Origin of the sequence: Streptococcus sp. 2106 (assembly GCF_013277315.1) — a bacterium.
Lineage (GTDB): Bacteria > Bacillota > Bacilli > Lactobacillales > Streptococcaceae > Streptococcus > Streptococcus pseudopneumoniae.
The window spans coordinates 65579-88765 of sequence record NZ_VMMS01000029.1 but is presented as its reverse complement, the minus strand read 5'-3'; the positions used below and the strand labels follow the sequence as shown (position 1 = coordinate 88765).

Sequence of the window (23187 nt, the reverse complement as noted above, 5' to 3'; positions counted from 1 at the left end):
CCTCACTTACTTAATAATAACTGGACGGTTATTTTTTTCTTCTCTTTTTTCGTTTGTCCCTTATCTTGAAGTAATCTCAAGCGACCAAATTTTCTCACACTAATCAAATCTCCAACTTGAACAGTGTAATCTGATTTGTCTACCACATGATAATTTACTTGGACAAGTTTCTTTTCAATCAACTGGTTTGCTTGATTCCTAGATAGTTTCAAAACATTTGATAAAAGAACATCTAATCGAAAACTAGACACAGATAAATCCAGTTCTCGATACTGTTCTAGCTTATCTATTTTCTCGGCGAAAGGACGTTCCTCCAGCGAAACAGGTATACGGCCAATTTTCTTTAATCCATCTTGAAAGAGAAGAAGAAACTGCTGATTAATCATAATCTGCGCCCGTTCTTCATCTACTAGGATATCTCCAAAAAGTTTCCGTTCAATCCCTAATTGATTGATGACTGTCCCTAAAATCTTAGCATGCGTTAAATGTTCAAATTTATTGGAATACACAATTTCCTGAAGAGATATTTCAAAATCTGAAAACTCTGGTTGGAAATAATCTGGGTATAATAAAACTCGAACATACTCACTCGAGACAAATTCCCCACTACTGCTACAAGCAAGACCATAGGTTTTGGCCAAAATCTTTAATAGCTTCTCCTGATGAGGATTGATAAAAGGAGTTAAAAAAGGAGCATAGCTATCTTCTACCTTCTTTATCCATTCCATTCCCTTGTCAAGAAAGGGACGATCTTCTATGGAGAAATGCTGATAAATCCCTTTATTCATCCTATCATCGCCAGAAAACGGACTAGGTTTTCTCCTAAAAATCGAACCAAAACAATCGCAACCCAAACAGATAAATCAAGGCCCGCTATCTGTAAAGGCAGGCGTTGCAAGGGAGCAAGCACTGGTTTTACCAACGCTACAATCCAACGACCCAAACTGGATTCGTAGGCGCCTGGAAACCAAGACATGACAGCAAAGGCTACCAAAATCAGGGAGTAAATATCCACTGCATTATAAATCATACGAATTAAAAAAATCATTATCGTACTCTATTTCGTCTCATATCAAAATCAAACTCACCCTGTTGATCTTCATCTGGCAAACGAATATCTTCTACATTCACAATAACATTCACTGGTGTCAACAGATACATGGTAGAAGCTACTTTTTTCAGACTTCCAGCTAGAACATGGCAAGCCCCATCCAGGTAATCCAAACAACGACGAGCCTGCACTTCAGTCATATATTGAAAATCAATCAAGATACTTTCGTTTCCTGCCAATAAATCAACAATTTCTGTTGCGTCTTCATATTTTCTAGGATAACGAACATCTATAATGACCTTATCCGTTGCACGCTGACTCTGATTTGCCAATTCCTGTTGTCTTGCATGAAGTCTGGTGATATTGTTCTCCTTTGTTCCAGCTGATTGTGGAGTTTGAGTGATTGGGAGAGCCGGTTCCTGTGAAGAATTTACTGGAGTAAACACAGGCTCATCTCTTTTTTCATAAGGGAGACTTGAATCCTCATCCTCCGTAAAATAATCTATAAATCTATCGAATCTATCTTTTAAAGACATGGTTCTCTCCTACTTAAAAAATGCTGTACCTATACGAACAAAGGTGGAACCGAATTGAATCGCTTCTTTATAATCACGACTCATTCCCATACTTAACTCGGTCATAGGCATATTTGGAATTTGTTTTTCTTGGATTTCTCTTTGTAAATCTTGGGTCGCCTTGAAAATTTCTTTCAACTGCTCACTTCTAGCCTCAAAAGGTGCCATCGTCATTAAACCAACATATTCAATCTTATCTAGTCTGGCTAACTCTGGCAAGATATCCAGCAGTTCCTCTCTCGAAAAACCGTGCTTGCTTTCTTCTTTAGAAATATTTACTTGAAGGAAACACTTGATGACTCGGTCACTTCTTTTTTGGATTTCCTCCGCTAGCTTTACTGAATCCAAGGCATGGAAATAATCGACAAATTGTATGACATCTTTCACCTTACGTCTTTGCAAGGTACCAATCAAATGCCAAGTCACATCTCGATCTTTTAAAGCTTCATATTTTTCCAGAAACTTATCGACACGATTTTCACCGATATGATGAACACCTAGCGGAAGCAAGGATTCCGCTGTCGGTACATCTACATACTTGGTAACTGCAATGACAGAGACTGAACCACTCTCTCGATGAGCACTCAGACTAGCCTCTGCAACTTCTCGAAAAACAAGTTCTGTATTTTCTTTTACATTCATTTACTTAACGATTTTTGAAAAATGGAGGTGTATCCAATTCATCTTCATCTTGTGAAATTGGGGCTTCAAAGCGTTCAACTGGAGAAACGACTGAATCTGTTGTACGAACAATCGATTCACGGCGAAGATCCCAATCACCAAAAGCAGATGCCTGAGTTGGTTCCAAACGACGTGGATTTTGTTTTGGCAATTCAGCTGTTTCTGCCATATCAAAATGACGATCAAAGCCATGTGAATGAGCTGGTTTCACTGTCTCACGGTAGTTAGTAGTCGGTCTAGCTTGTGGAGCCACAACCTTTTCTACGCGGTCTTGACGAACACCTGTTGCAACAACTGTTACACGAATTTCATCACGCATACTTTCATCAATTGAAGTACCGAGCCAGATGTTCACTCCTTGACCTGCTGCCTGGTTCACAATTTGTGAAGCCTCTTCTGCCTCAATCAAGGTTAAATCGAGACCACCAGTTACGTTGACAATCACATCTTCTGCTCCATCAATTGTTGTTTCAAGAAGTGGAGAGTAAATTGCCTTACGCGCTGCTTCAACAACACGTTCTTCTCCACTACCGATACCAATACCCATAAGAGCATTCCCTTTATTTGCCATAACTGTTTTCACATCGGCAAAGTCAAGGTTAATCAATCCTGGATTGGTAATCAAATCGGTAATCCCTTGAACACCTTGACGAAGAACGTTATCCGCTTCGCTAAGAGCCTCCAAGAGCGGTGTTTTCTTATCAACAATTTCAAGCAAGTTGTTGTTTGAAATAATCAATAGAGTATCTACATGCTCACGAAGTTGGTTGATTCCTTCAACGGCAAATTGTCCACGTTTGCTTCCTTCAAAACCAAAGGGACGTGTCACAACACCAACTGTAAGAGCACCTAAATCTTTGGCGATACGAGCAATAACAGGAGCAGCTCCAGTTCCAGAGCCTCCTCCCATACCAGCAGTGATGAAGACCATATCTGCGCCACTGATAGCTTCCGTCAGTGTTTCTTCGCTTTCTTCAGCAGCTTTACGACCAACCTCAGGTTGACCTCCTGCACCCAAACCACGAGTCAATTTAGGTCCCAACTGAATAACAGTCTCAGCTTTTGTACTACTCAATGCTTGTACATCTGTGTTTGCTGCGATAAATTCTACGCCTGTAACACCTTCGTCGACCATACGGTTGATGGCATTGCCACCACCTCCACCGACACCAATTACTTTAATCACTGCCCCTTGAGCAGCAGCTGTATCAAATGAAAATGTCATAATTTATTTTTCCTCTTTATTCGTCAAACATGCTTCCGATCAAGCCACGGAAACGATCTGCTAATTTCGGTTTATTTTGTGAAGCTTGTTGGAAATCCGCCATTGGTTCTGTAGGCGCCACCAGCTCTACTTCTGGAGCAGGAGCTGGTTGAACAGGCGTTGATTGTACAAACTGAGCTGTCTTTTGCAGCATCCCACCAAAACTAATTGGCTGATGACTTAAGTCATTCTCACCTTTTATCGCTCTCTGAGCCAAAAGATTCACTTCTGTTAATTGACCCGCAAATTCTGATAAACTAATCACATGCGCAAAGGCTGGATTACGGATACCAACTTGATTTGGAACATAAAGCTTGACACGGACGCCAAAGACTTCCTGAGCAAGTTCAACCATACCTGGTAAAATGGCATTCCCACCGATTAAGACAATACCACCAGGGAGCTCCAATAGACGTCTTCTATCTAATTCTTGCTTGATTTGCTCAAGGATGTGCTTAATTCGTGCAGAAATAATTTCTGACAAGTAGGCTTCCGTCACTTCAACTGCTTCTACTTCTCCAATAACTTCTACTTGGAAGGTTTCTTTGCTTGCAAGAGGCGGATAGGCTTCCCCGTAATTCAGTTTCAAGCCTTCCGCTAATTTGCGAGAGGTTTTCAAAACCTTGGAGATATCTTTAGTTACATAATCTCCACCTTCTTGGAGAATATGTGTGAACTGAAGTTCTTGGTTACGGATTGTAGCGACAGTCGTTTGACCTGCTCCCATATCAATCACTGTAGCACCAAATTCACGTTCACCTTCGTTCAAAACTGATTGAACCATTGCTAGTGGTGAAATAATAACATTTTCAACCTGTAGTCCGACACGTTCTACTGTCTTACGTAGGTTATGTAAAATAGTGCGAGGACCTGTATAAAGCAAACCACGCATTTCAAGACGAACCCCCATCATGCCACGTGGGTCACGAATCCCTTGGAAACCATCCACAATAAATTCTTCAGGAATAAAGGTAATGACTTCACGGTCAGGTGTCATACTCTTTGTCAAAGCTGATTTGACAACATTTTCAACATCTTGATCCGTAATTTCCTTGGTATCAGATGTTACTGGAATCATCCCTTGAGTTGGTTCTACCTGCAAAAGATTACCAGGCAAGCCGACATTCACTGATTTAATCGAAATGCCTGCCTTTTCTTCTGCTTGGGAAATGGCTGACTTGATAGCAGTTGCTGCTGCATCAATATCAACAATAATTCCATCCTTTACACCTTTACTTTTGGCATTACTCACGCCAATTACATTTAATTCACCATTTCTCTGCTCGGCTACAAGCACCTTGACAGAGCTTGTTCCAATATCTAGACCTGTAAAAAAGCCTTCTCTAGCCATTACATCGCATCCTCTCTATCTTCCAAGTTTCGCACTTCGTATTATTCCATAGCTAAACTTAGGCATAGCTATTCACAGAATATTATAACACAAAAAATTTAATCATGCTTGCTTTTTTCCTAAATTTCCCAGCCAATTTTTGAGTTTCTATGTTCAGAAATTCTTATTTTATAAGCTGCTTGTAAAAACTCTCTAAGACAAAAAAAGAAAGCTCTGTGTTAAGCTTTCTTTGCAATCATTTTTTCTGCTTCTTGAGCTAAAAAGAATTCTAAGATTTTCTTAGTCAAACTGATAGTAGCTACCAGCACAATTGAAACAAGTAAATAATTAGCTACTAGACCATGATCCCCAACCAATGGCGGTTTTGTCAAGAATCCGTAATCCCCACCTGTTACCAAATTGACCACAAAAATCAAGGCATTTAGGGCAAAGGTCATGAGAAAAATTCCCTTCACATCCAGCAATTTCGCACTATACTGTCTCAATAGATAAACTAGAGAGTTCCCCAAGAGTGCTAAATGACCAAAGATAAAGGATAAAATGGTGATATGTGGAAAAGGGTAAGCATCTGGCACTGGATAAACAAAGGCTGCTAATGTCCCAAATGTTCCCAATAATGCAAAGTATTGTTTATATTTGGACTGACCAGGAAGCAAGAGTACCACAAACATAGCCATACGGCAATGGTAAAAGGGTAGGCTTTCTGACAATGGCATATGATTGACCCAGTACCAACCATAAAGAAGGATCAACTGAACGGCCTGTAAAATCTGGAAAAATCGTTGGTAAACCTTCTTTTCACGATAGCGATAGGCTGTATAAAAGGTCAAGGCTAAGAGCGTAAATAGGCTAACATACCAAAAAAGGTCAAATTTAGGTGGTTCTGTTGGCTGAGTTGTAAAAAAAATATCCCATAAATTCATCTAGTCTTCCTCATAATTCAAAATTTTCCTGCATATTATTATACCATGCTATTTGTCAAAAATGGATTTAGAAATACGTAAATGTTTGACAAAATCACTTGGCTTCAGTTGCTAAACTTTCTACCAACTTGGCTAGATTCATAGAGTTAGAGCCTTTGAGTAGGATTTGGTCATTGACTCCAAGGCTTTCTTTGACCTGCTTGACTAGGTCTTCAAATTGGTCTTGGTCTTCTGTTTTCTTGAAATAGTAAACGTGGCCAATTGGGAACATTTGACTGGCAAGTTGGGCCAATTCAGCAATGTCTTCTCCGTAGAAAATCACGGTATCCAGCACATCTGGAGAAAGGCTCAAAATCATCTGATTATGGAGTTGAATAGACTGGTCACCAAGTTCCTTCATATCCGCCAAGACAGCGATTTTTTTGCCACCTTCATTGGCTGGAATGGCAGAGAAAGTCTCTAAAATCAGCTTCATAGCAGTTGGATTGGCGTTGTAAACGTCAGACAAAATATCTGCTCCATTGGCTGCTTTCTTCCATTCGGTACGGTTACGCGTCAATTCAAGACCTTGGAAGGCCTGACGAATCTGCTCCTCTGAAACTTCTTCTTGTAGGGCAACATAGGACGCAATCATAGCATTTGTCGCATTGTACTTACCAGTCACTGGCAAATCGAGGGCTTGTTCCAAGAAATTAGCCTTAAAGGTCAGACTGTCCTTACGCTCAACCAAGTCTGTGATTTCCAACTCTGCTCCTTGCCCAAAACGGACCACCTTTTTATCAGCTGACAAGTAGTCCTCTACAATCGGATCTGCTGGTGCCAAGAGCAAGGAACCAGGTACCATCCCATCTACAATTTGCATTTTCCCTTTAGCAATTTCAGAACGATCTTTGAAAAAAGCCAAATGGGCTTCTCCAACCAAGGTCACGATGGCTGTTTTTGGACGAGCCAATTCTGACAAGAGATGAATATCTCCCAAGTGATCCTGTCCCATCTCCAAGACCAACTTTTCTGTTCCTTCAGGCATATGGAGAACTGTGTAAGGAAGACCAATCTCATTATTGTAGTTGCCTTGTGTTTTGTAAGTTTTGTAGGTTGTTGATAGCAAGTGAGCTAACATATCCTTGGTCGTTGTTTTACCATTTGAACCCGTAACCGCAAAGACATCAACAGCTGTTTTTTCAAGATAGTAGGCTGCTAGTTGCTGAAAGGCAGTCAAGACATCATCTACTAGAATGTAAGGATGATTTGCGACCTCTTTCTCAGACAAGGTTAGTGCTGCACCATTTTCAAAAGCTGTTTCGATAAAGTCATGACCATCACGCGCACCTTTAAGTGGCACAAATAAATCTCCAGTCCCAATCAAACGACTGTCAAACTCAGGCTTTTCTAACTGTGCGTCCGCAAAAAGACTAACATCATTTTTAGCTCCAACAGCTTGGGCAACTTCGTGAATTGTAAGTTTCATTTCTACTCCTTTAAAAAGGGTTGAAGTCCTAGAACTCTGATCACCTTGCAGTGACGGTTCTGGCTTCTACCCTCTCTTTCATTTTTATAGTAAATGCGCTTCGCGCTTGTCAAAACTTTGCTTAGCAAGGTCAACCAAACGCTCGATTAGGTCTGGGTAGCTGATTCCCATATTGTCCCAAAGCAGTGGATACATTGACCACTGGGTGAAACCTGGCATGGTATTGAGCTCGTTGAGGAAAACCTCTCCCTTGTCTGTATAGAAGAAATCGCAACGAGATAGACCGAGGCCTCCAATCGCACGAAAGGCCGTTTCTGCATTTCGACGCATGACAGCTATCACATCATCACTAATCTTGGCTGGGATATCCATAGTAATCTTGTTGTCAATATACTTGGCATCATAGTCATAGAAGGCAACATCCTTGACTACTTCTCCTGGTAGCGTGCTTTTGACATCGTAGTTGCCCAGTAGACCAACCTCGATTTCACGGGCGTTCACCCCTTGCTCTACCAAGACACGGCTGTCATATTGGAAGGCAAGTTTCAAAGCTTGACGGAGTTCTTCTTGATTTTCAGACTTAGAAATACCGACACTTGAACCCATGTTTGATGGTTTTGTGAAGACTGGATAAGCTAATTTTTCTTCCACTTCAGCAATTTTAGCAGTCACATCATCCCCTTCAACGATAGCCACATAAGGAACTTGGGCAATACCAGCAGATTCCAGAACACGCTTGGTCGTAATTTTGTCCATAGCAAGGCTTGATGACAAGATATTACAGCCGACATAGGGCATTTTCAAAACTTCTAAAAATCCTTGAACAGAGCCATCTTCTCCCATCGGACCGTGAAGAACTGGAAAGACCACAGCTCCTTCTTCGTAGATGGCACTTGGTGCAACTTTCTTATCCCAATCAATGGTCGCATTGGTCATGAGACGGTCCTCTTGACCTGGAGTCTGACTAAATTCCTGCGTTTTGATAAAGTCACCTGACTGACTGATAAAGAAAGTCTTAACTGTGAAACGGTCGTAATTGACCGCACGCATGACACTTTCCGCTGAAAGGACAGAGACTTCGCGTTCCGCACTCCGTCCACCATATAAAAGAATAATCGTTTGTTTCATATTATTTGTCCTAATTCTACTAGAATACTCGCTCTTTAGTATATCATATTTGCTTGTTTTTTTAAAACTTGAACCTGATACTACTCATCACACTATACAAAAAGAGGCCGATATGAACGATTTTCAGCCTCTTTGATTTTTTATAAATGAATGGAGTTCGTAAATTTGTCTACACTTACAACTCTGTCCGATTTTCAATAGCCCGTAAGAGGGTCACTTCGTCCGCATACTCGATATCTGCTCCCACAGCGAGGCCTCGTGCCAGGCGAGTGACCTTAATCCCAGCTGGCTTGAGTAAGCGGGAAAGATACATGGAAGTCGCTTCCCCATCTGCTGTAGCATTGGTTGCTACGATTACTTCTGAAACTTCACTATCCATCAGACGAGTCATGAGACTCTTGAGATTGATATCGTCTGGACTGATACCATTCATAGGAGAAATGAGGCCATGCAGGACATGATAGAGTCCATGGTATTCTTGGATATTCTCCATGGCTGCCACATCACGACTATCCTCAAGAACTAAAATCGTTGTCTGGTCACGACTTGGATCGGTACAAATGGAGCAAGGATTGTCATCAGTCAAACGACCACAGATGGAACAATAGGTCAGCTCTCTCTTAGCAGAAAGGAGATTTTTTGCAAATTCATTGACATCGTCATCAGACATCCCAATCGTATAAAAGGCCAGACGCGTGGCCGTCTTAATCCCGATACCTGGTAACTTAGAATAACTGTCAATCAGCTTAGCAATAGGTGTTGGATAAAGCATAATTTCCTTTCTAGTTCATCGGATGGTATTTTTGATACAGATTGATAATATCACGCGCAATGGAAGGTCCTACACCATTTGTTAGATTGGTATTATGAGGAAAGACCACTGCCACAGCGATTTGGGGATTATCAGATGGGGCATAGGCCACCGCATTGGTATTAGTTGCTTGCTGACCATCTGCCACATAGCTTTCGGCTGTACCCGTTTTTCCACTAATAGATACCAAGGCACCATTTGAAAAGGCACGTCCAGTTGTCAATCCGCTAGTCCCATGAGCAACCTGATAAAAACCTTGGTGCAAGATACTCATATCGGAGTCGGATATATTGACCTTATTCATCTCTGTCGGTTGCAGTTGCTGAATCAAGTCGCCCAGTCCTCCCTTATCATTATTGCCATAAATGCCTTCAACAATACGAGGAGCCACACGAACACCATCATTTGCAATCGTTGCCACATACTGAGCTAATTGCATTGGGGTATAGTTATCAAACTGCCCAAAGGCATTAGTAATGTAATTAGCAAAGCTATAGTCTTTGGGAACAAATCCAGTAGATTCATCTGGTAGGTCAATCCCAGTCGCAGAACCCAAACCATATTCACCAAAGGTTGAACGCAATTTCCCCATAGCAGACTCTAGATTGCTGGTGCCGACAAACATATTGGGTTGATAGGTTTGCCCCATAAGACCTAAGGCTGTTTGGACCATATAAGCATTGGATGAATACTCCAGAGCTTGAACCGCCGTAATCGGCATTGGAACAGAAAAGGCAGTGTACCAAGAATTAATTGGAGCTGAACCTTGAAAGACAATGGACTGGTCTGTCAAGGTCTGGTTTCCTGACAAGACTCCATTTTCCCAACCTGAGCTGATGGTCGCTGCTTTGACAACCGAACCTGGGACAAAGACATTGGTTACCGTTCCCAAGGAATCAGGCGTCAACTCTCCCGTTTTCAAGTCATGTTTAATCCCTGACATAGACAAAACAGCACCTGTTTTGGGATTCAAAGCGACTGCATACACGCCTTCAGAATACTTGGCTCCACCATTCCCCAACTCTGAATTAAAATAACTTTTCAGCAAGGCATCCACGCTATCTTGGAAAGCCAAATCAATGGTCAGTTTGATATTGTTTCCCTTACTACCTTCCTCAATTGTATCCACGCTTTCCATATTGCCATATTTATCCAGATGGATTTCTTTTACCGAGCGTTTTCCTTGTAAGGTCTCTTCATATTGCTTTTCCAAATAGGAGGTTCCAACACGGTCATTTAGAGAATAGCCTTTTTTAAGATAGGCTTCTGCTTCTTCCGCTGGGAGACCAGCTTTTTCACTGGATACACTCCCTACTATAGAAGAAAGGGAAGTTTCCAAAATCTTTCGATCCCAAGAAGTAGAAATACTAATGCCAGGCATCTCCTTTGAAATAGAGGCAATAACAGCCACCTGAGAATCATTTAGAGGATCTGTCACAATGGTTCCTGTCGCAAAGTTTCCAACAGCATTTAACTGACTAAAAAGATAGATTTCTTTCTGTTCATCCTCTGTATAGTTTAGTTGACTCGCTTGGACACTATCGACCGCATTGTTATACAGTTCTGATTCGGATAGGCGATTGCCATCTGAATCCAATCGTTTCTCACTTGGGAGAGCTTCCACTGTTTTTTTATAGATTTCAGGATCAGCCAAATAGTAATCAGCCAGCTGGCGTTCTGTCAAATTTGGCGAACTGATGCTCACATAAGTCAGTAACTTTTTAGCTATTTCTTTTAAGTCTGTAGCCGTCATTTTATTGCTACGCGTAAAGGAAACAACCTGCTTTAACGTATTTTCTACCAAAGGTTTTCCACTAGCATCATAAATTTCCCCACGGGCAGAACTGCTTGTGACCTTGGTCTGACTAGCTGATGCTAGCTTTTTTTCGTAAAAATCCTTGTTTAAAACCTGCATATACAACAAACGACCAATAATGGTCATAAAGAGTAAAATGATGATTGAAAACAATAAATTAAGCCGAATCGGAATCGAATGGCTGTTAAATCTTCTCATACAAATTAGTCTCATTTCTAATACTCAATGAAAATCAAAGAGCAAACTAGGAAGCTAGCCGCAGGCTGTACTTGAGTACGGCAAGGCAACGATGACGTAGTTTGAAGAGATTTTCGAAGAGTATAATTAAAATCTTACTCTTAATTGTACCACAATTTGAGTAGAAAATTATGGAAAAGTAAGAAGCTTTTTCGACTTTTTCGTTTTTAAAACAGAGATGCGTTTTTATTTATCTATCCTTATATTATGTGTTATAATGAAGTGTGACTATTCCCTGATCTAGTCTTCCAGTATGACTCATGTAAAGGAGCTTTCCCTATGGACAAACCAGATATCGCAACTATCATTGATTCACATTTTGAAGAAATGACAGACCTAGAGCAAGAAATCGCTCGCTATTTTTTGCAAGCTGAAACGATTACAGATGATTTATCTTCTCAACAAGTCACCCAAAAATTACATATTTCTCAAGCTGCTTTGACCCGCTTTGCTAAAAAGTGTGGCTTTACTGGCTACCGAGAATTTATTTTCCAATACCAACATCAGGCAGAAAATCAAGCCAACCAAGTCTCCAAGCACAGTCCACTGACCAAACGAGTCCTCAGAAGTTATAGCAATATGAGGGAACAAACACAAGACTTGATTGACGAAATCCAACTAGAACGAATTGCCCAGCTAATCGAAGATGCTGAGCGTGTCTACTTCTTCGGAACAGGGAGTTCTGGCCTCGTCGCCCGTGAAATGAAATTGCGGTTCATGCGTCTGGGTGTGGTCTGCGAAGCCTTGACCGATCAAGATGGCTTTGCATGGACAACCAGCATTATGGAGGAAAATTGTCTCGTACTGGGCTTCTCACTTTCTGGTACAACACCTTCTATTTTAGATAGTCTATTAGATGCCAAGGAGATGGGGGCAAAGACTGTACTCTTTTCAAGTGTTCCCAATAAAGATAGCCAGGCCTACACAGAGACTGTTCTTGTAGCCACCCACAGCCAGCCTTCCTATATCCAACGAATATCCGCTCAACTTCCTATGCTCTTCTTTATCGATTTGATTTATGCCTACTTTTTGGAAATCAATCGCGAAAGCAAGGAAAAAATCTTTAATAGCTACTGGGAAAATAAGAAACTCAACGGCTATCGTAGACAAAAACGTGTCAGAAAATCCTAGTTTGGCTAAGCCAAACTAGGATTTTTATTCATCACCAAACATACCTCTTCAAGATTATGAATTAGTCATATCTTGACTTAGTCTTGAATAATTTCATGTAATCACTTTTTGAAGGGAGTAAATAAGCAAGTCTGACGGTATCCTCAACAATTGTATACAATACAATGTAATCCTTACTCAAGGTCCATCCTCGCGTTTGGTAGCGAGGGTCTAATTTCTTACCAAATTTTTCATCAGCATCAAATCCAGCTTGGGGGAAAATTTCTAGCCGATTAATATCTTTTCTAATATTGGCTACTTTTCGTCTCGCAGCCTCTACAGAACCGATTTCCTCCGCTATATACTGATATATTTTATCCAGACTATCAATCACTCTAGGAGAATACAAAATCCTATATCTTTTATAATCCATAGCGTGTCACGACATCCTCATCTGTCAAGTAATTTCCAGCCTCAATCTTGGCATAACTTTCTTGAACTTCTGCTTGTAATTGTCTAAACAAATACTCCTTCTCTAATTCCTCTTCACTCAGTAAATCTACTTCATTTGTTACGGCAACATTCTTTAAAAATAATCTGAGTGCTGATGAAAGAGAGAGATTTTTTTCTTTTAACACTTCCATGGCATCATTTACTAATTCTCTATTAGCTTGGAAGGTCACAATCTTACTTGAATTCGCTATAGTCATTTTATATAATTCCTTTATATATTTTATTTATTATCTCACAATTATAAAGAAAGTCAAGGGAATTTGATTAGAAAATCCTAGTTTGGCTGAGCCAAACTAGGATTGTTTTGTCTTAAAATGATAATATGCACCAAGCATACCTGCTGTATTCTGGTGATGGGCAAATTCTAATCGTGTTTTTTCTGCTAAACTTGGTACCAAAGCCTCTTTCAAGGCTGTGCGAATCTTAGGTTTGAGGATAGCCTCTTGCCCCATGATACCACCACCAAGAATAACCACTTCTGGATTGGCAACGTAGCAAATATTTGCCAGACCTTTTCCTAGATAGTCTACCATGCGGTCAATACCTTCCATGCAGAGTTTATTGCCTTCAGTGGCTTCCTTGAAAATGCGTCGGCCATTCCACTGATCAACATCTTCTCCATGAGATGTTGCTACATACTCCACCAAGGCTGTGGTAGAAGCGAGATCCTGAAAAGCTCCATCTTGCATATGCATATACCCGACTTCACAGGCCGAATTGCTAAAACCATGGAAGACTTTCCCATCCATAATCAAGCAACCACCGATACCTGTTCCAATGGTCAAGCAAAGGGTGACACTTGCTCCCTTACCTGAACCAGATACTGCCTCAGCCAGACCTGCACAGTTGACATCATTTTCAATCTCACAAGGAATAGCAAAGCTTTCTTCGATTTCCTTCTTGAACTGGGTTCCTGCATAATTTGGAATCTGAGGTCCAGCGTAGAAAATTTCCCCCTTATCAGGATCCACCATTCCTGCAGAAGAAATGGCAACACCTGCTACTGGGCCTTTTTCTAAATAGCTGGCTACAATATCTTTGGTTTTTTGTAAGATATGAGATCCACCCTTATACGCTTCAGTTGGCATTTCATGCGATTCAAGAAGTTGCCCCTCTTGATCAACCAAACCATACTTGATGTTGGTTCCACCTATATCAATTGCAACGTAGTGTGTCATAAATACCTCCTTATGGATTAGAGGAAGCGCTCCTTGGTTTCACGAATCAAGGCTGCAGCTGCTTCTACAACTGGACGATCTTCTTCCGTTACTGGCGTCAATGGTGAACGAACAGAACCAATATTCAATCCTTCATTGATCTTCAAGACTTCTTTAATGACACCGTACATATTTCCATGTGCAGCAGTCAATTTACCAATGATAGCGTTGATAGCATACTGTAACTCACGCGCTGTTTCTAAATCTTTATCCGCAATCAATTGGTTGAGTTTCAAGAAGAGTTCTGGCATAGCACCATAAGTACCACCGATACCAGCTTTGGCACCCATGAGGCGACCACCTAGGAACTGTTCATCTGGACCGTTAAAAACGATATGGTCTTCCCCACCAAGGCTGACAAAGGTTTGGATATCTTGAACTGGCATAGAAGAGTTCTTCACACCGATAACACGAGGATTCTTCAACATTTCGGTATAAAGGCTTGGAGTCAAAGCAACCCCTGCCAATTGAGGAATGTTATAAATCACATAGTCTGTATTTGGAGCTGCAGAACTGATATCGTTCCAGTATTTGGCAACTGAGTATTCAGGCAAGCGGAAGTAAATTGGTGGAATTGTTGCAATGGCATCTACTCCCAAGCTTTCAGCGTGGCGAGCCAGTTCCATACTATCTTTGGTATTGTTGCAAGCAACATGGGCAATAATAGTTAATTTACCTTTAGCAACTGCCATGACTTCTTCCAAGATTAACTTGCGGTCTTCTACACTTTGGTAGATACATTCACCAGAAGAACCATTGACATAAAGACCTTGAACACCTTTATCAATGAAGTATTGAACCAAGGCACGTGTACGCTCTGGACTTACTTCTCCTTGATCATCATAACATGCGTAGAAGGCTGGAATGACACCTTCGTATTTTTTCAAATCTGACATAGATTTTCTCCTATTATTTTTATTTTCTGCTAAAGCAGATTCTTTCTTTACTTCTTTAGTATACACTTTACCGAAAAGGCTTTCAATATCTTATAGACACTTAGATTTTAGTTTCTAGCTTATAGAATAGCGTTTGAAGCCTTTGAAAGTAGTTTCAGAAATAAGACTCCTATTGATATTTTGCGAAAATTTTCTCCATCAATCCAGTCTGGATAAAGACCAATAGTCCAAACCCAAAAAGTAGGAAGACTGAGCCACCTAAGAGTAGACTGAAGGCGGACAGATAAAGAACCATCACAATGAGGACAAGAATGGCTAACATGAGGAAGAACCAAGGAAAGTTAAAACTAGCCAACATCAATCCTTTTTGAAGAATTTCTTTCCAAGATAGGTCATAACGTGCCGCGATAGGGTAACTAGCCAGCATCACGATAGTAAGAAACATCAGAATACCTAAACAAATGGCTTTCAGCAATTGGAAGGGCAGAGCTGTTTGACTCCAGAAAAGATAGAGATCTGAAAGGGTAAGAAACACAATTCCTAACTCCATTAAACCCAGCTGAAGACCTAGTTTCAGATTTTGCTTGAAAGATCTTAGATAGATTTTAAAAACAGGCACCCGTCTGCTCTTCTTAACTTCGAACATGGTCTCGTAGAGGCTAATTTTAGCCACTCCAATCGTTACGATTGGCAAACAAGTTACTACAAAGAGAAGATTGACTGTTACAATATCTAAAACCTTCTCACTAATTCGCATTAGAAAATTATCTGTATCAAATGCAGCCTTGATGAGACTTCTTCCTTTTTGTGACATGTTTGCTCCTCCATCATTTTTCTTTGTAAACTGTTTTCTTTTTTGTCAGTAAAGCTTTCATAAGTCCCTACCATGAACAAATCTATTTTTTCTTTTTTCTTTTGGACTTTTTTCTATTTTTATATATAGGCTTATAATCATATACCCCGAACAGCGAAGCAATTAAAATAGTACTCCAAGTATGCTCATTAAATCCATCTAGCCCTCCACGAATTATCATTGCAAGCACTGTCCAAGCTAACATATTCAATAAAAAAATACAAAGTGCTTTCATTCTCGCATTTTAAAAGTTTATACGACCATTGTTAGGAATTTTATCATGTGCATCCCAAGCTGCAGCAATATTGTAGGCAAAATTACCATATACATCAGCTACATTCACAGCTACTCGTAAAATCCATCCAGAAATCTTGGTCGCTAATCCTACTCTTGCTGCTGCAGTTGCAGCTGCCCTACTTAAGATCGAGCGTGCCATACTAATACCATACTTAGCCGCATAAGTACCTAATTTTATGTATCTACCAATCAATGCATTCACAATGCCCCTAATTATCCAAGCCATCTCATCAACTGTAATTCCCTGTCCATCCAAGAAACTAGCTCTTGCAGCATACTTAGAAGATACCATTTCTAGCAATTCAATTTTACGTTCATCTGATATGTCTGGATAGACTCCTTTGCTATCTTCCACCAGATCCTTAATTTCTTGTTCAGTTAGCAAGTAATTTTGAGATAATTTTGCATCTATTCGATCTATTTCTGACTGTATAGTTTGGATATGCGAAACTTCATTCGCATACACAATTGAAGGTAAAATATTACTCATTAGCAATAAACAGACTGACAAGAAGATACCAATTTTTAAATATTTTATTCTCATTTCCCTACCTCACAAAGATCAATTTCATGGTAGAGAATTATCAAAGCTTTACAAAAAACAGTTCATATTATTTTTAATCAATCAAGATTTTAAAGAGATATTTTCGAACCTTTTCTTCCATGCCTGCATAGCCAGTTGGCTGATGTGGCTCACCTGGGAAGAAAATCGCAAAATTGTGATAACCCAATAAGAGTGGGTAGTGTTCATGACAATGAACAAAGCCAATGTCAGTCGCTTCGTCGAATGCTACTGCTTCATCTTTGATACGTGAACCGTAGCTCGAATATTCATGCCCTTCTACCAACAAATGCAAGTCTGCATAGTTCTTGTGATGTTCAAACTGGTCATTTTCAGCTTTATTTAGGACATTTTCCTGAACAACTAGAAAGACTTTATCTCCATCAATATCATACTTTCCTAATTCGAAAGAATCCTTACGATGTTCATAAAGATAGTCGATAGCCTTGTCTAAATTAGGATGAATCCCTTTGTAAAAGGTGATGTTTTTCAAATCGTCAAAAATCATACTCTTTCCTTCGTTTCTGATAGTTAACTAAAACCATTCTTAAGTTGATAAGTGTCTGACAAAACTTCATAAAGTAACTGCATACCCTCCATTTTGTAGACACTTATAACTCTATATTCTCTTATACTCAATGAAAATTGAAGAACAAACTAGGAAGCTAACCGCAGGCAATACTTAAGTATGGCAAGGTGACACTGACCTAGTTTGCATTCGATTTTCGCAGAGTATTATCCTTTGACCGCTCCCATAGTAATCCCTTGTGTGAAGGATTTCTGGAAGACTAGGAAGACTGTTACAATTGGCACGGCAGCAAGGGCAGCTCCTGCCATGATCAAACCATAGTTGGTTGCCATTTCAGCCTGCATGGTCGCAACCCCAAGTGAAATAGTCAAATTGTTACGTGAAGTCAACATTACCAACTGCATGAAGTAGTCATTCCAAGTATTGATGAAGGTAAAGATTGCAAGAGCCGCAAACCCTGGTTTCACAATCGGGAAGGCTACGCTCCAGAAGGTACGAATCTCACCACAGCCATCAATTTTAGCTGATTCGAGCAATTCTGTAGGGATATTTTCACTGAATTGTTTCATGAGGAAGACCCCAAATGGCCATCCAATCAAAGGCAAAATAACTGCCCAAAGAGTGTCATGAATTCCCATGAAGTTGACGATACGTACCAATGGTACAAGGACAACTTGTTTTGGAAGCGCCATAGCAGCTATAAAGATAGCAAATAGAATGCGTTGACCATAGAAACGTTTTTTAGCCAATACATAACCTGCTAGAGATGAGGTTGCACAGACTAAGAACATGGTTACCAATGAGATAAATACTGAGTTCCACATCCATTGCAAGGCAGGGTTCTGCACCATAAGTTGTTGGAAGTTTTCCATGGTTGGCATTTTAGGGAACCATTGTGGCGGAATCATAATGGTATCAGGCTGTGACTTGAATGCCCCTGTCAAAATCCAGTAGAATGGAAAGATGAACAGCACAGTCAACAAGAGCAAAATGATTGTTGAAATAACAGTAAAGGCTGTTAATGGTTTTTTTTCTGTAGATTGCATAACTGTCTCCTTTCTTTAGTATTCTACGTCGTTTCCAAGTACTTTAAATTGAACAAAGCTTACGATCGCAATCATGACTGCCAAGAAGACACCAATGGTGTTGGCATAGCCGTATTCTGTCAATTGGAAGGCTTTTTCGTACAGGTAGTACATCAAGGTACTTGTTGAGTAGTTTGGACCACCAGATGTCAAAAGCTGAATCAAGGCGAAACACTGGAAGGAGTTAATTGTTGTGATGATTGCAATATAAAGAGTTGTTGGAAGAAGGCTTGGCCATTTAATCTTCCAGAAAACTTGAAACTCAGTTGCACCATCAACACGCGCCGCTTCAACCAGTGAATTATCAATATTCCCCATAGCAGCGATATAAAGGATGATGGGCTGACCAACTGAAGTGGTCAAGAGAATAATCATAATCGCCATCAATGCCCAGTGCTTATCACCAAGCCATGAAATGTTTTGAGTAATGATATGACTTGATTTAAGCACAAAGTTCAAGATACCTGATAGTGGATCATAGATCCATTTCCATACAACCGTTACGGCAACACTACCTGTTACAACAGGAAGGAAGAAGACAAAACGGTAGAAGGATCTGGCAATAGCATTTTGGTGATAGGTTTGCGATGCTACAAAGAGTGAGAATAGAACAACAACTGGCACAGATCCAATAACCAAAATAACTGTGTTAATCAGAGATTTTGCAAAGACAGGATCTTTAAACATACGGACATAGTTATCTAAGCCCACAAATTGGAAACTAGTCATAGAATAGTTAAAGAAACTTGTGATGAAGCCCATAATCATTGGTGCTAAAACAAAGATAATAAAGAAGAACAACACTGGTGCTAGGAAAGCATAGGAAATCACTGTTTCCCGCATACGAATTTTATTGACTTTCACAGTCGGCACCTCTCTTTCAAATAGAATAATTTTTTGACTTTCTTGAACTGTTTTAAAATCAAAATGAAATTTTTTATGATTCGCTTATGTAAGAACTTCATTTTAATTTCGTGACAGTTTCTTACATTTTAAACAAAAGCCCCCTTTTCTTACACTATCTGTGTAGAGGGAAAAGGGGGTATACACTCTTAGCTTCTTTAAAAAACTACTTTTTATAGAATAACTAAGGACTATTGTTTCATAGCTTTTTTGATTGTTTCGTTCGCTTTTTCAGTGAAGGCTTTCAAAGCGTCCGCTGGTTTTTCGTCACCATTTGATACAGATTGCAACATTGGGAACCAAAGTGTTCTCATTTCAGCAAATCCATCAATAGTGTTGTAGTATGGTGAGTAGTATTGAGTCCAGCCGCTGATTGTTTCCATGCGTTTGTCTTCATAAAGTTTTCCAAATGAAGTACGGACTGGGAAAGCACCTGTACGAACTACGTCTTTAGGTCCCCACTCTTTGTCATCTGCGATAAACTGGATGAATTTCTTAGATGCAGCGACTTTCTTGTCGTCTTTATTGTTGAATACTGCAAATCCGTTTACAAGGTATTCAAGAGCTGGTTTACCTTCGTCTGATGGGAATGGTACTTCTACTACTTCTACCTTACTTGCTTCTAACAGTTTAGCTTGGATACCATTTTGAGCTGGTGCCCAAAGGGTTGTGTAAGATGTTTGACCGTTGGCAAAGTTTTGGATATCTGCCCCACCGTCAAATTGTGAACCATTATTGAGCAAATTGTCTTTAATCCAGCCAGTTGCTTTTTCAAGACCTTTGACGAATTTAGGATCATCAGTTGTATATTTGCTAACTTTTTCATCTGTTACAGAACCGCTATAAAGGTTAGAGATAAAGGCACGTGTTCCTTGGTCTCCCCCTTGACCAGAACTGAACAATGAACCTGGTGTGTAGCCCTTGTCTTTGAGTGCTTTCAATACTTTTTCAAAATCATCAGTTGTCCAACCTTCTTTTACAAGGTTTGCCACTCCAGCATCTTCTAGCATTTTCTTGTTCATTGCCATGTAGAATGGGGCAGAACTAATTGGATACATGTAAGCCTTGTCTCCAGCTTTACTTGCTTGTATGATGTTTTCGTTATTGACATCTTTAACAAATTCATCTGTGAAAAGGTCGTTCAACTCAGCCAATTTACCATTTTTACCGTATTGGATGATACGTCCTGGTGCGTCAAAGAGTACGTCCGGAGCTGTTCCTGCTTCGATGGCTGTTGTGATTTTTTCAGGGCCTGACTTGAAGTCGATGGTTTCCAATTTCACTTTTACATCTGGATTAGCTTTTTCAAACGCTTCGATGATTGATTTTTCATAAGTTCCAACACCGTCACCAGCTTTTTCTTGAGTAAATACTGGGAATGCCCACCAAGTGATTTCTGTTTTGGCACCGTCACCACCTGATTTACCAGCATCTTTACTTCCGCCAGAATTGCCACAAGCAGCAAGACCAAGAACCGCAGCACCCGCAAGTACTGTACAAGCTAATTTTCTAAATTTCATTTGTATTCTCCTATTTTATAAGCGTATCCAACTTGGATAATGAGTTCTTTGCATTTATATACGTTTTCATTTTTTCCTACTCATCAATCACTCTCCTCTATTTTTTATTAAGTCAGTAAGTACTTAATCATCTACACCTAAAATTTCATTAATACTATTTTTATATAAGATTGCTTTTGCTCCATAGATTGCTTGAATGCCACCCTTCACTTCTAAGACATCAACTGCACCAATTTGTTTTAAAAGTGCTTTATCAACTTGATTAACTTCTTTTACAGCTACACGTAAACGTGTCACACAAGCATCTACATCTTCTATATTATTTGATCCACCCAAGGCTCTGATAATTTGTAGGCTATCCTGTTTTAAATGATCCGCAGTATTTGAAGTTGAATCTGCGGATTCAGAAATTTCTTTAGAATCTACTTCTTCTCCTCTTCCTGGCGTTAGAACGTTGAATTGAGTAATGAACCATCTAAAAATAATATAATACAAAACACTCCAAATAAGTCCAAATGGAATCTGAAGAACCCAATTCGTCTTAGCGTTCCCCTGCAAAATTCCAAATAAAGTGAAATCGATTACACCTCCTGAAAATGTGTTTCCTATTGAAATATTTAAGATGTCTGCAATAAAGAAGCTGACACCATCAAGGAATGCGTGAACAACATATAGAACCGGACTGACGAATAGAAACATAAATTCAATTGGTTCTGTAATACCGGTAATAAAAGATGTTAAAGCAACTCCAAAAAACAAACCCGCGTATTTTTTACGACGATTCTTAGGAACACTATGGTACATCGCTAAACAGGCAGCCGGTAAACCGAACATCATTGTTGAGAAACGACCTGCAAAAAACCTTGTTCCTTCTGTAAATAATCCAGAATGAGCCGGATCGGCTAATTGAGCAAAAAATATTTTTTGAGCTCCAACCACTGTTTGTCCTGAAACAGTTTCAACACCACCAAGTTCAGTATACCAAAACATAGGGTAAATTATATGATGTAAGCCTACTGCTCCAGAAAGTCTCATTAAAAATCCATATAGAAAAGTTCCAATTGAACCTGCCTGAGAAATATATCCACCTGTAGAAACAAGAAGTTGTTGGAAAGGTGGCCAAATAACAAAGAAGACAAAGCCAATTAAGATAGAAGAGAACGATGTAACAATAGGAACGAAGCGTGAACCTCCAAAGAATCCTAAAGCGGAAGGTAATTGAATATTGCTATATCGGTTGTGCAAATATACGGCAACTATTCCGACAACTAATGCTCCAATAACTCCAGTATCAATTGCAGATCCTTCTGCCATAAAAAGTTTTACCAGAGCTTTGATCGTTGCAGTCATAACTAAGTAACCAGTTACTCCTGCTAACGCAGCGGTTCCTTTATCTCGTTTCGCTAAGCCAATACATAATCCCACACAGAGAAGTAGTGACAAGTTACTGAATACAACCTCTCCTGCAGAGCTCATTACTTGGAATATCGATTGAAAAATACTATTGTCTAGTATTGGATAAGTTGCTATCGTGGTTGGGTTTGAAAGTGCACCACCAATCCCCAAAAGTAGACCTGCTGCAGGAAGTATAGCTATAGGTAACATAAAAGCTTTTCCAACTTTTTGTAAAACTTTAAATATAAAACTCCCCCCCTCACATCTTATTTAAGACCAGCAACGAAGCGTTCTGTAATCTCTTTTGGTCTAGTAATAGCGCCACCAACAACGATGCCTCGCACTCCGTATTCAAGGATTTGTTTGGCTTGTTCTGGTGTATGAATTTTTCCTTCTGCAATGACATCTACACCGGCATCACAGAGTTTTTTGATGAGTTCAAAATCTGGACCATCCACTTTTGGACTGTAGGATGTGTAGCCTGATAAGGTTGTTCCGACAAAGTCAATTCCTGCTTCGACCGCTGCCAATCCTTCTTCAAAAGTACTGGTGTCCGCCATCAAGAGCTGGTTAGGATATTTCTCCTTGACCTGACGAATGAACTCTTGAATTTCCAAACCATCGTAGCGTTCACGCTTGGTACAATCCAGAGCAATCACCTCGATGTCCAGTTCTGCCAATTCATCAACTTCTTTCATAGTAGCCGTGATGAAGGGTTCTTGTGGCGGATAATCTCGTTTGATTATCCCAATAATCGGAAGTTTGGTGACTTCCTTAATTTCCTTGATATCGCGAACACTATTGGCTCGGATACCGACTGCTCCACCTTGCTCAGCCGCTTTGACCAGCAAGGGAATCACCCCTCCCGCTTCTGTATAAAGCGGTTCATGAGGAAGAGCCTGACAAGAAACGATGATTCCATCTTTGATTTGTTCAATCAAGGCTTCTTTACTAATCTGTGGCATCCTCTTTCCTCCCTTTCTTTTTTCTTTATTTCTATGA

The 23187-nt window shown here is 40.0% G+C and carries 25 protein-coding genes; 1 reads left to right on the top strand and 24 read right to left on the bottom strand.

The window, feature by feature from the left end:
* Positions 1-2: 2 nt before the first annotated feature.
* The 11 genes from HT723_RS03950 to pbp2b all read right to left on the bottom strand — a co-directional run bounded on the left by HT723_RS03950 (position 3) and on the right by pbp2b (position 11281).
* Positions 3-788: an RNA-binding protein gene (locus tag HT723_RS03950; protein WP_001032411.1), complete on the bottom strand. Its 786-nt coding sequence runs from the start codon at positions 786-788 to the stop codon at positions 3-5.
* Positions 785-1048, bottom strand: a complete 264-nt coding sequence (locus tag HT723_RS03945; protein ID WP_000576513.1) for a YggT family protein — start codon at positions 1046-1048, stop codon at positions 785-787. Before HT723_RS03945 ends, HT723_RS03950 begins: the two co-directional genes overlap by 4 nt.
* Entirely contained in the window at positions 1048-1587 is a 540-nt protein-coding gene (locus tag HT723_RS03940) for a cell division protein SepF (protein WP_000053381.1), read from the bottom strand. Before HT723_RS03940 ends, HT723_RS03945 begins: the two co-directional genes overlap by 1 nt.
* Before the next feature lie 9 nt (positions 1588-1596).
* On the bottom strand, positions 1597-2268 hold the full coding sequence (locus HT723_RS03935) for a YggS family pyridoxal phosphate-dependent enzyme (protein ID WP_001101087.1): 672 nt from the start codon (positions 2266-2268) through the stop codon (positions 1597-1599).
* A 4-nt stretch (positions 2269-2272) separates the two neighbouring features.
* The gene (ftsZ, locus tag HT723_RS03930; protein WP_000144271.1) at positions 2273-3532 is read right to left on the bottom strand and encodes a cell division protein FtsZ; all 1260 of its coding nucleotides are present in this window, start codon (positions 3530-3532) and stop codon (positions 2273-2275) included.
* Between the two features lie 16 nt (positions 3533-3548).
* Entirely contained in the window at positions 3549-4922 is a 1374-nt protein-coding gene (gene ftsA, locus HT723_RS03925; protein WP_172934683.1) for a cell division protein FtsA, read from the bottom strand.
* Positions 4923-5140: 218 nt separating this feature from the next.
* Positions 5141-5845, bottom strand: a complete 705-nt coding sequence (locus tag HT723_RS03920) for a TIGR02206 family membrane protein (RefSeq protein ID WP_001055261.1) — start codon at positions 5843-5845, stop codon at positions 5141-5143.
* Positions 5846-5939: 94 nt separating this feature from the next.
* Complete coding sequence (gene murF, locus HT723_RS03915; protein WP_172934682.1) at positions 5940-7313, bottom strand: UDP-N-acetylmuramoyl-tripeptide--D-alanyl-D-alanine ligase; 1374 nt, start codon at positions 7311-7313, stop codon at positions 5940-5942.
* 84 nt (positions 7314-7397) lie between these two features.
* On the bottom strand, positions 7398-8441 hold the full coding sequence (locus HT723_RS03910; RefSeq protein ID WP_172934681.1) for a D-alanine--D-alanine ligase: 1044 nt from the start codon (positions 8439-8441) through the stop codon (positions 7398-7400).
* A gap of 175 nt (positions 8442-8616) precedes the next feature.
* Complete coding sequence (gene recR, locus HT723_RS03905) at positions 8617-9213, bottom strand: recombination mediator RecR (RefSeq protein WP_076984727.1); 597 nt, start codon at positions 9211-9213, stop codon at positions 8617-8619.
* 10 nt (positions 9214-9223) lie between these two features.
* The gene (pbp2b, locus tag HT723_RS03900) at positions 9224-11281 is read right to left on the bottom strand and encodes a penicillin-binding protein 2B (RefSeq protein ID WP_172934680.1); all 2058 of its coding nucleotides are present in this window, start codon (positions 11279-11281) and stop codon (positions 9224-9226) included.
* Between the two features lie 303 nt (positions 11282-11584).
* On the opposite strand from pbp2b, the gene HT723_RS03895 reads away from it, so the two are divergent.
* Positions 11585-12436 (top strand): MurR/RpiR family transcriptional regulator, encoded by an 852-nt coding sequence (locus tag HT723_RS03895; RefSeq protein WP_000360337.1) that lies wholly within the window; start codon positions 11585-11587, stop codon positions 12434-12436.
* A gap of 61 nt (positions 12437-12497) precedes the next feature.
* Here the strand turns inward: HT723_RS03895 and HT723_RS03890 are convergent, their stop codons facing one another.
* The 13 genes from HT723_RS03890 to HT723_RS03835 all read right to left on the bottom strand — a co-directional run bounded on the left by HT723_RS03890 (position 12498) and on the right by HT723_RS03835 (position 23150).
* Positions 12498-12848, bottom strand: coding sequence for a type II toxin-antitoxin system RelE/ParE family toxin (locus tag HT723_RS03890; RefSeq protein WP_000384969.1), 351 nt, complete (start codon positions 12846-12848; stop codon positions 12498-12500).
* Complete coding sequence (locus HT723_RS03885) at positions 12838-13125, bottom strand: hypothetical protein (protein WP_000150673.1); 288 nt, start codon at positions 13123-13125, stop codon at positions 12838-12840. Before HT723_RS03885 ends, HT723_RS03890 begins: the two co-directional genes overlap by 11 nt.
* A 96-nt stretch (positions 13126-13221) precedes the next feature.
* The gene (locus HT723_RS03880) at positions 13222-14106 is read right to left on the bottom strand and encodes an ROK family protein (protein ID WP_000150277.1); all 885 of its coding nucleotides are present in this window, start codon (positions 14104-14106) and stop codon (positions 13222-13224) included.
* Between the two features lie 17 nt (positions 14107-14123).
* A complete protein-coding gene (locus HT723_RS03875) occupies positions 14124-15041 on the bottom strand; it encodes a dihydrodipicolinate synthase family protein (RefSeq protein ID WP_001281495.1) in 918 nt (305 codons plus the stop codon).
* Positions 15042-15210: 169 nt separating this feature from the next.
* Positions 15211-15855, bottom strand: coding sequence for a YesL family protein (locus HT723_RS03870; RefSeq protein ID WP_119947048.1), 645 nt, complete (start codon positions 15853-15855; stop codon positions 15211-15213).
* Positions 15856-15937: 82 nt separating this feature from the next.
* Positions 15938-16129 carry a hypothetical protein gene (locus HT723_RS11515; protein ID WP_014017318.1) on the bottom strand — a complete coding sequence of 64 codons (192 nt, stop codon included), beginning with the start codon at positions 16127-16129 and terminating at the stop codon, positions 15938-15940.
* Between the two features lie 9 nt (positions 16130-16138).
* Complete coding sequence (locus HT723_RS03865; RefSeq protein ID WP_014017319.1) at positions 16139-16483, bottom strand: hypothetical protein; 345 nt, start codon at positions 16481-16483, stop codon at positions 16139-16141.
* 325 nt (positions 16484-16808) lie between these two features.
* Entirely contained in the window at positions 16809-17261 is a 453-nt protein-coding gene (locus HT723_RS03860) for a YhcH/YjgK/YiaL family protein (RefSeq protein WP_050246694.1), read from the bottom strand.
* A 227-nt stretch (positions 17262-17488) separates the two neighbouring features.
* On the bottom strand, positions 17489-18328 hold the full coding sequence (locus HT723_RS03855) for a carbohydrate ABC transporter permease (protein WP_001192006.1): 840 nt from the start codon (positions 18326-18328) through the stop codon (positions 17489-17491).
* 15 nt (positions 18329-18343) lie between these two features.
* Positions 18344-19210: a sugar ABC transporter permease gene (locus HT723_RS03850; protein WP_161802645.1), complete on the bottom strand. Its 867-nt coding sequence runs from the start codon at positions 19208-19210 to the stop codon at positions 18344-18346.
* 251 nt (positions 19211-19461) lie between these two features.
* On the bottom strand, positions 19462-20790 hold the full coding sequence (locus HT723_RS03845; RefSeq protein ID WP_000672129.1) for an ABC transporter substrate-binding protein: 1329 nt from the start codon (positions 20788-20790) through the stop codon (positions 19462-19464).
* 123 nt (positions 20791-20913) lie between these two features.
* Positions 20914-22431, bottom strand: a complete 1518-nt coding sequence (locus HT723_RS03840) for a PTS transporter subunit EIIC (RefSeq protein WP_050208707.1) — start codon at positions 22429-22431, stop codon at positions 20914-20916.
* Between the two features lie 20 nt (positions 22432-22451).
* Positions 22452-23150, bottom strand: coding sequence for an N-acetylmannosamine-6-phosphate 2-epimerase (locus HT723_RS03835; protein ID WP_001135655.1), 699 nt, complete (start codon positions 23148-23150; stop codon positions 22452-22454).
* Positions 23151-23187 lie beyond the last annotated feature (37 nt).

What these genes read in the sequence shown, in the direction of transcription:
- HT723_RS03880 (WP_000150277.1), bottom strand. Translation starts at nt 14,106, where the DNA reads ATGACACACTACGTTGCAATTGATATAGGTGGAACCAACATCAAGTAT.
- HT723_RS03890 (WP_000384969.1), bottom strand. Translation starts at nt 12,848, where the DNA reads ATGGATTATAAAAGATATAGGATTTTGTATTCTCCTAGAGTGATTGAT.
- HT723_RS03845 (WP_000672129.1), bottom strand. Translation starts at nt 20,790, where the DNA reads ATGAAATTTAGAAAATTAGCTTGTACAGTACTTGCGGGTGCTGCGGTT.
- HT723_RS03920 (WP_001055261.1), bottom strand. Translation starts at nt 5,845, where the DNA reads ATGAATTTATGGGATATTTTTTTTACAACTCAGCCAACAGAACCACCT.
- HT723_RS03850 (WP_161802645.1), bottom strand. Translation starts at nt 19,210, where the DNA reads ATGCGGGAAACAGTGATTTCCTATGCTTTCCTAGCACCAGTGTTGTTC.
- HT723_RS03950 (WP_001032411.1), bottom strand. Translation starts at nt 788, where the DNA reads ATGAATAAAGGGATTTATCAGCATTTCTCCATAGAAGATCGTCCCTTT.
- pbp2b (WP_172934680.1), bottom strand. Translation starts at nt 11,281, where the DNA reads ATGAGACTAATTTGTATGAGAAGATTTAACAGCCATTCGATTCCGATT.
- HT723_RS03945 (WP_000576513.1), bottom strand. Translation starts at nt 1,048, where the DNA reads ATGATTTTTTTAATTCGTATGATTTATAATGCAGTGGATATTTACTCC.
- HT723_RS03940 (WP_000053381.1), bottom strand. Translation starts at nt 1,587, where the DNA reads ATGTCTTTAAAAGATAGATTCGATAGATTTATAGATTATTTTACGGAG.
- recR (WP_076984727.1), bottom strand. Translation starts at nt 9,213, where the DNA reads ATGCTTTATCCAACACCTATTGCTAAGCTGATTGACAGTTATTCTAAG.
- HT723_RS03835 (WP_001135655.1), bottom strand. Translation starts at nt 23,150, where the DNA reads ATGCCACAGATTAGTAAAGAAGCCTTGATTGAACAAATCAAAGATGGA.
- HT723_RS03875 (WP_001281495.1), bottom strand. Translation starts at nt 15,041, where the DNA reads ATGTCAGATTTGAAAAAATACGAAGGTGTCATTCCAGCCTTCTACGCA.
- murF (WP_172934682.1), bottom strand. Translation starts at nt 7,313, where the DNA reads ATGAAACTTACAATTCACGAAGTTGCCCAAGCTGTTGGAGCTAAAAAT.
- HT723_RS03855 (WP_001192006.1), bottom strand. Translation starts at nt 18,328, where the DNA reads ATGCAATCTACAGAAAAAAAACCATTAACAGCCTTTACTGTTATTTCA.
- HT723_RS03870 (WP_119947048.1), bottom strand. Translation starts at nt 15,855, where the DNA reads ATGTCACAAAAAGGAAGAAGTCTCATCAAGGCTGCATTTGATACAGAT.
- HT723_RS11515 (WP_014017318.1), bottom strand. Translation starts at nt 16,129, where the DNA reads ATGAAAGCACTTTGTATTTTTTTATTGAATATGTTAGCTTGGACAGTG.
- ftsZ (WP_000144271.1), bottom strand. Translation starts at nt 3,532, where the DNA reads ATGACATTTTCATTTGATACAGCTGCTGCTCAAGGGGCAGTGATTAAA.
- HT723_RS03885 (WP_000150673.1), bottom strand. Translation starts at nt 13,125, where the DNA reads ATGACTATAGCGAATTCAAGTAAGATTGTGACCTTCCAAGCTAATAGA.
- HT723_RS03860 (WP_050246694.1), bottom strand. Translation starts at nt 17,261, where the DNA reads ATGATTTTTGACGATTTGAAAAACATCACCTTTTACAAAGGGATTCAT.
- HT723_RS03895 (WP_000360337.1), top strand. Translation starts at nt 11,585, where the DNA reads ATGGACAAACCAGATATCGCAACTATCATTGATTCACATTTTGAAGAA.
- HT723_RS03865 (WP_014017319.1), bottom strand. Translation starts at nt 16,483, where the DNA reads ATGGTATCTTCTAAGTATGCTGCAAGAGCTAGTTTCTTGGATGGACAG.
- HT723_RS03935 (WP_001101087.1), bottom strand. Translation starts at nt 2,268, where the DNA reads ATGAATGTAAAAGAAAATACAGAACTTGTTTTTCGAGAAGTTGCAGAG.
- HT723_RS03910 (WP_172934681.1), bottom strand. Translation starts at nt 8,441, where the DNA reads ATGAAACAAACGATTATTCTTTTATATGGTGGACGGAGTGCGGAACGC.
- ftsA (WP_172934683.1), bottom strand. Translation starts at nt 4,922, where the DNA reads ATGGCTAGAGAAGGCTTTTTTACAGGTCTAGATATTGGAACAAGCTCT.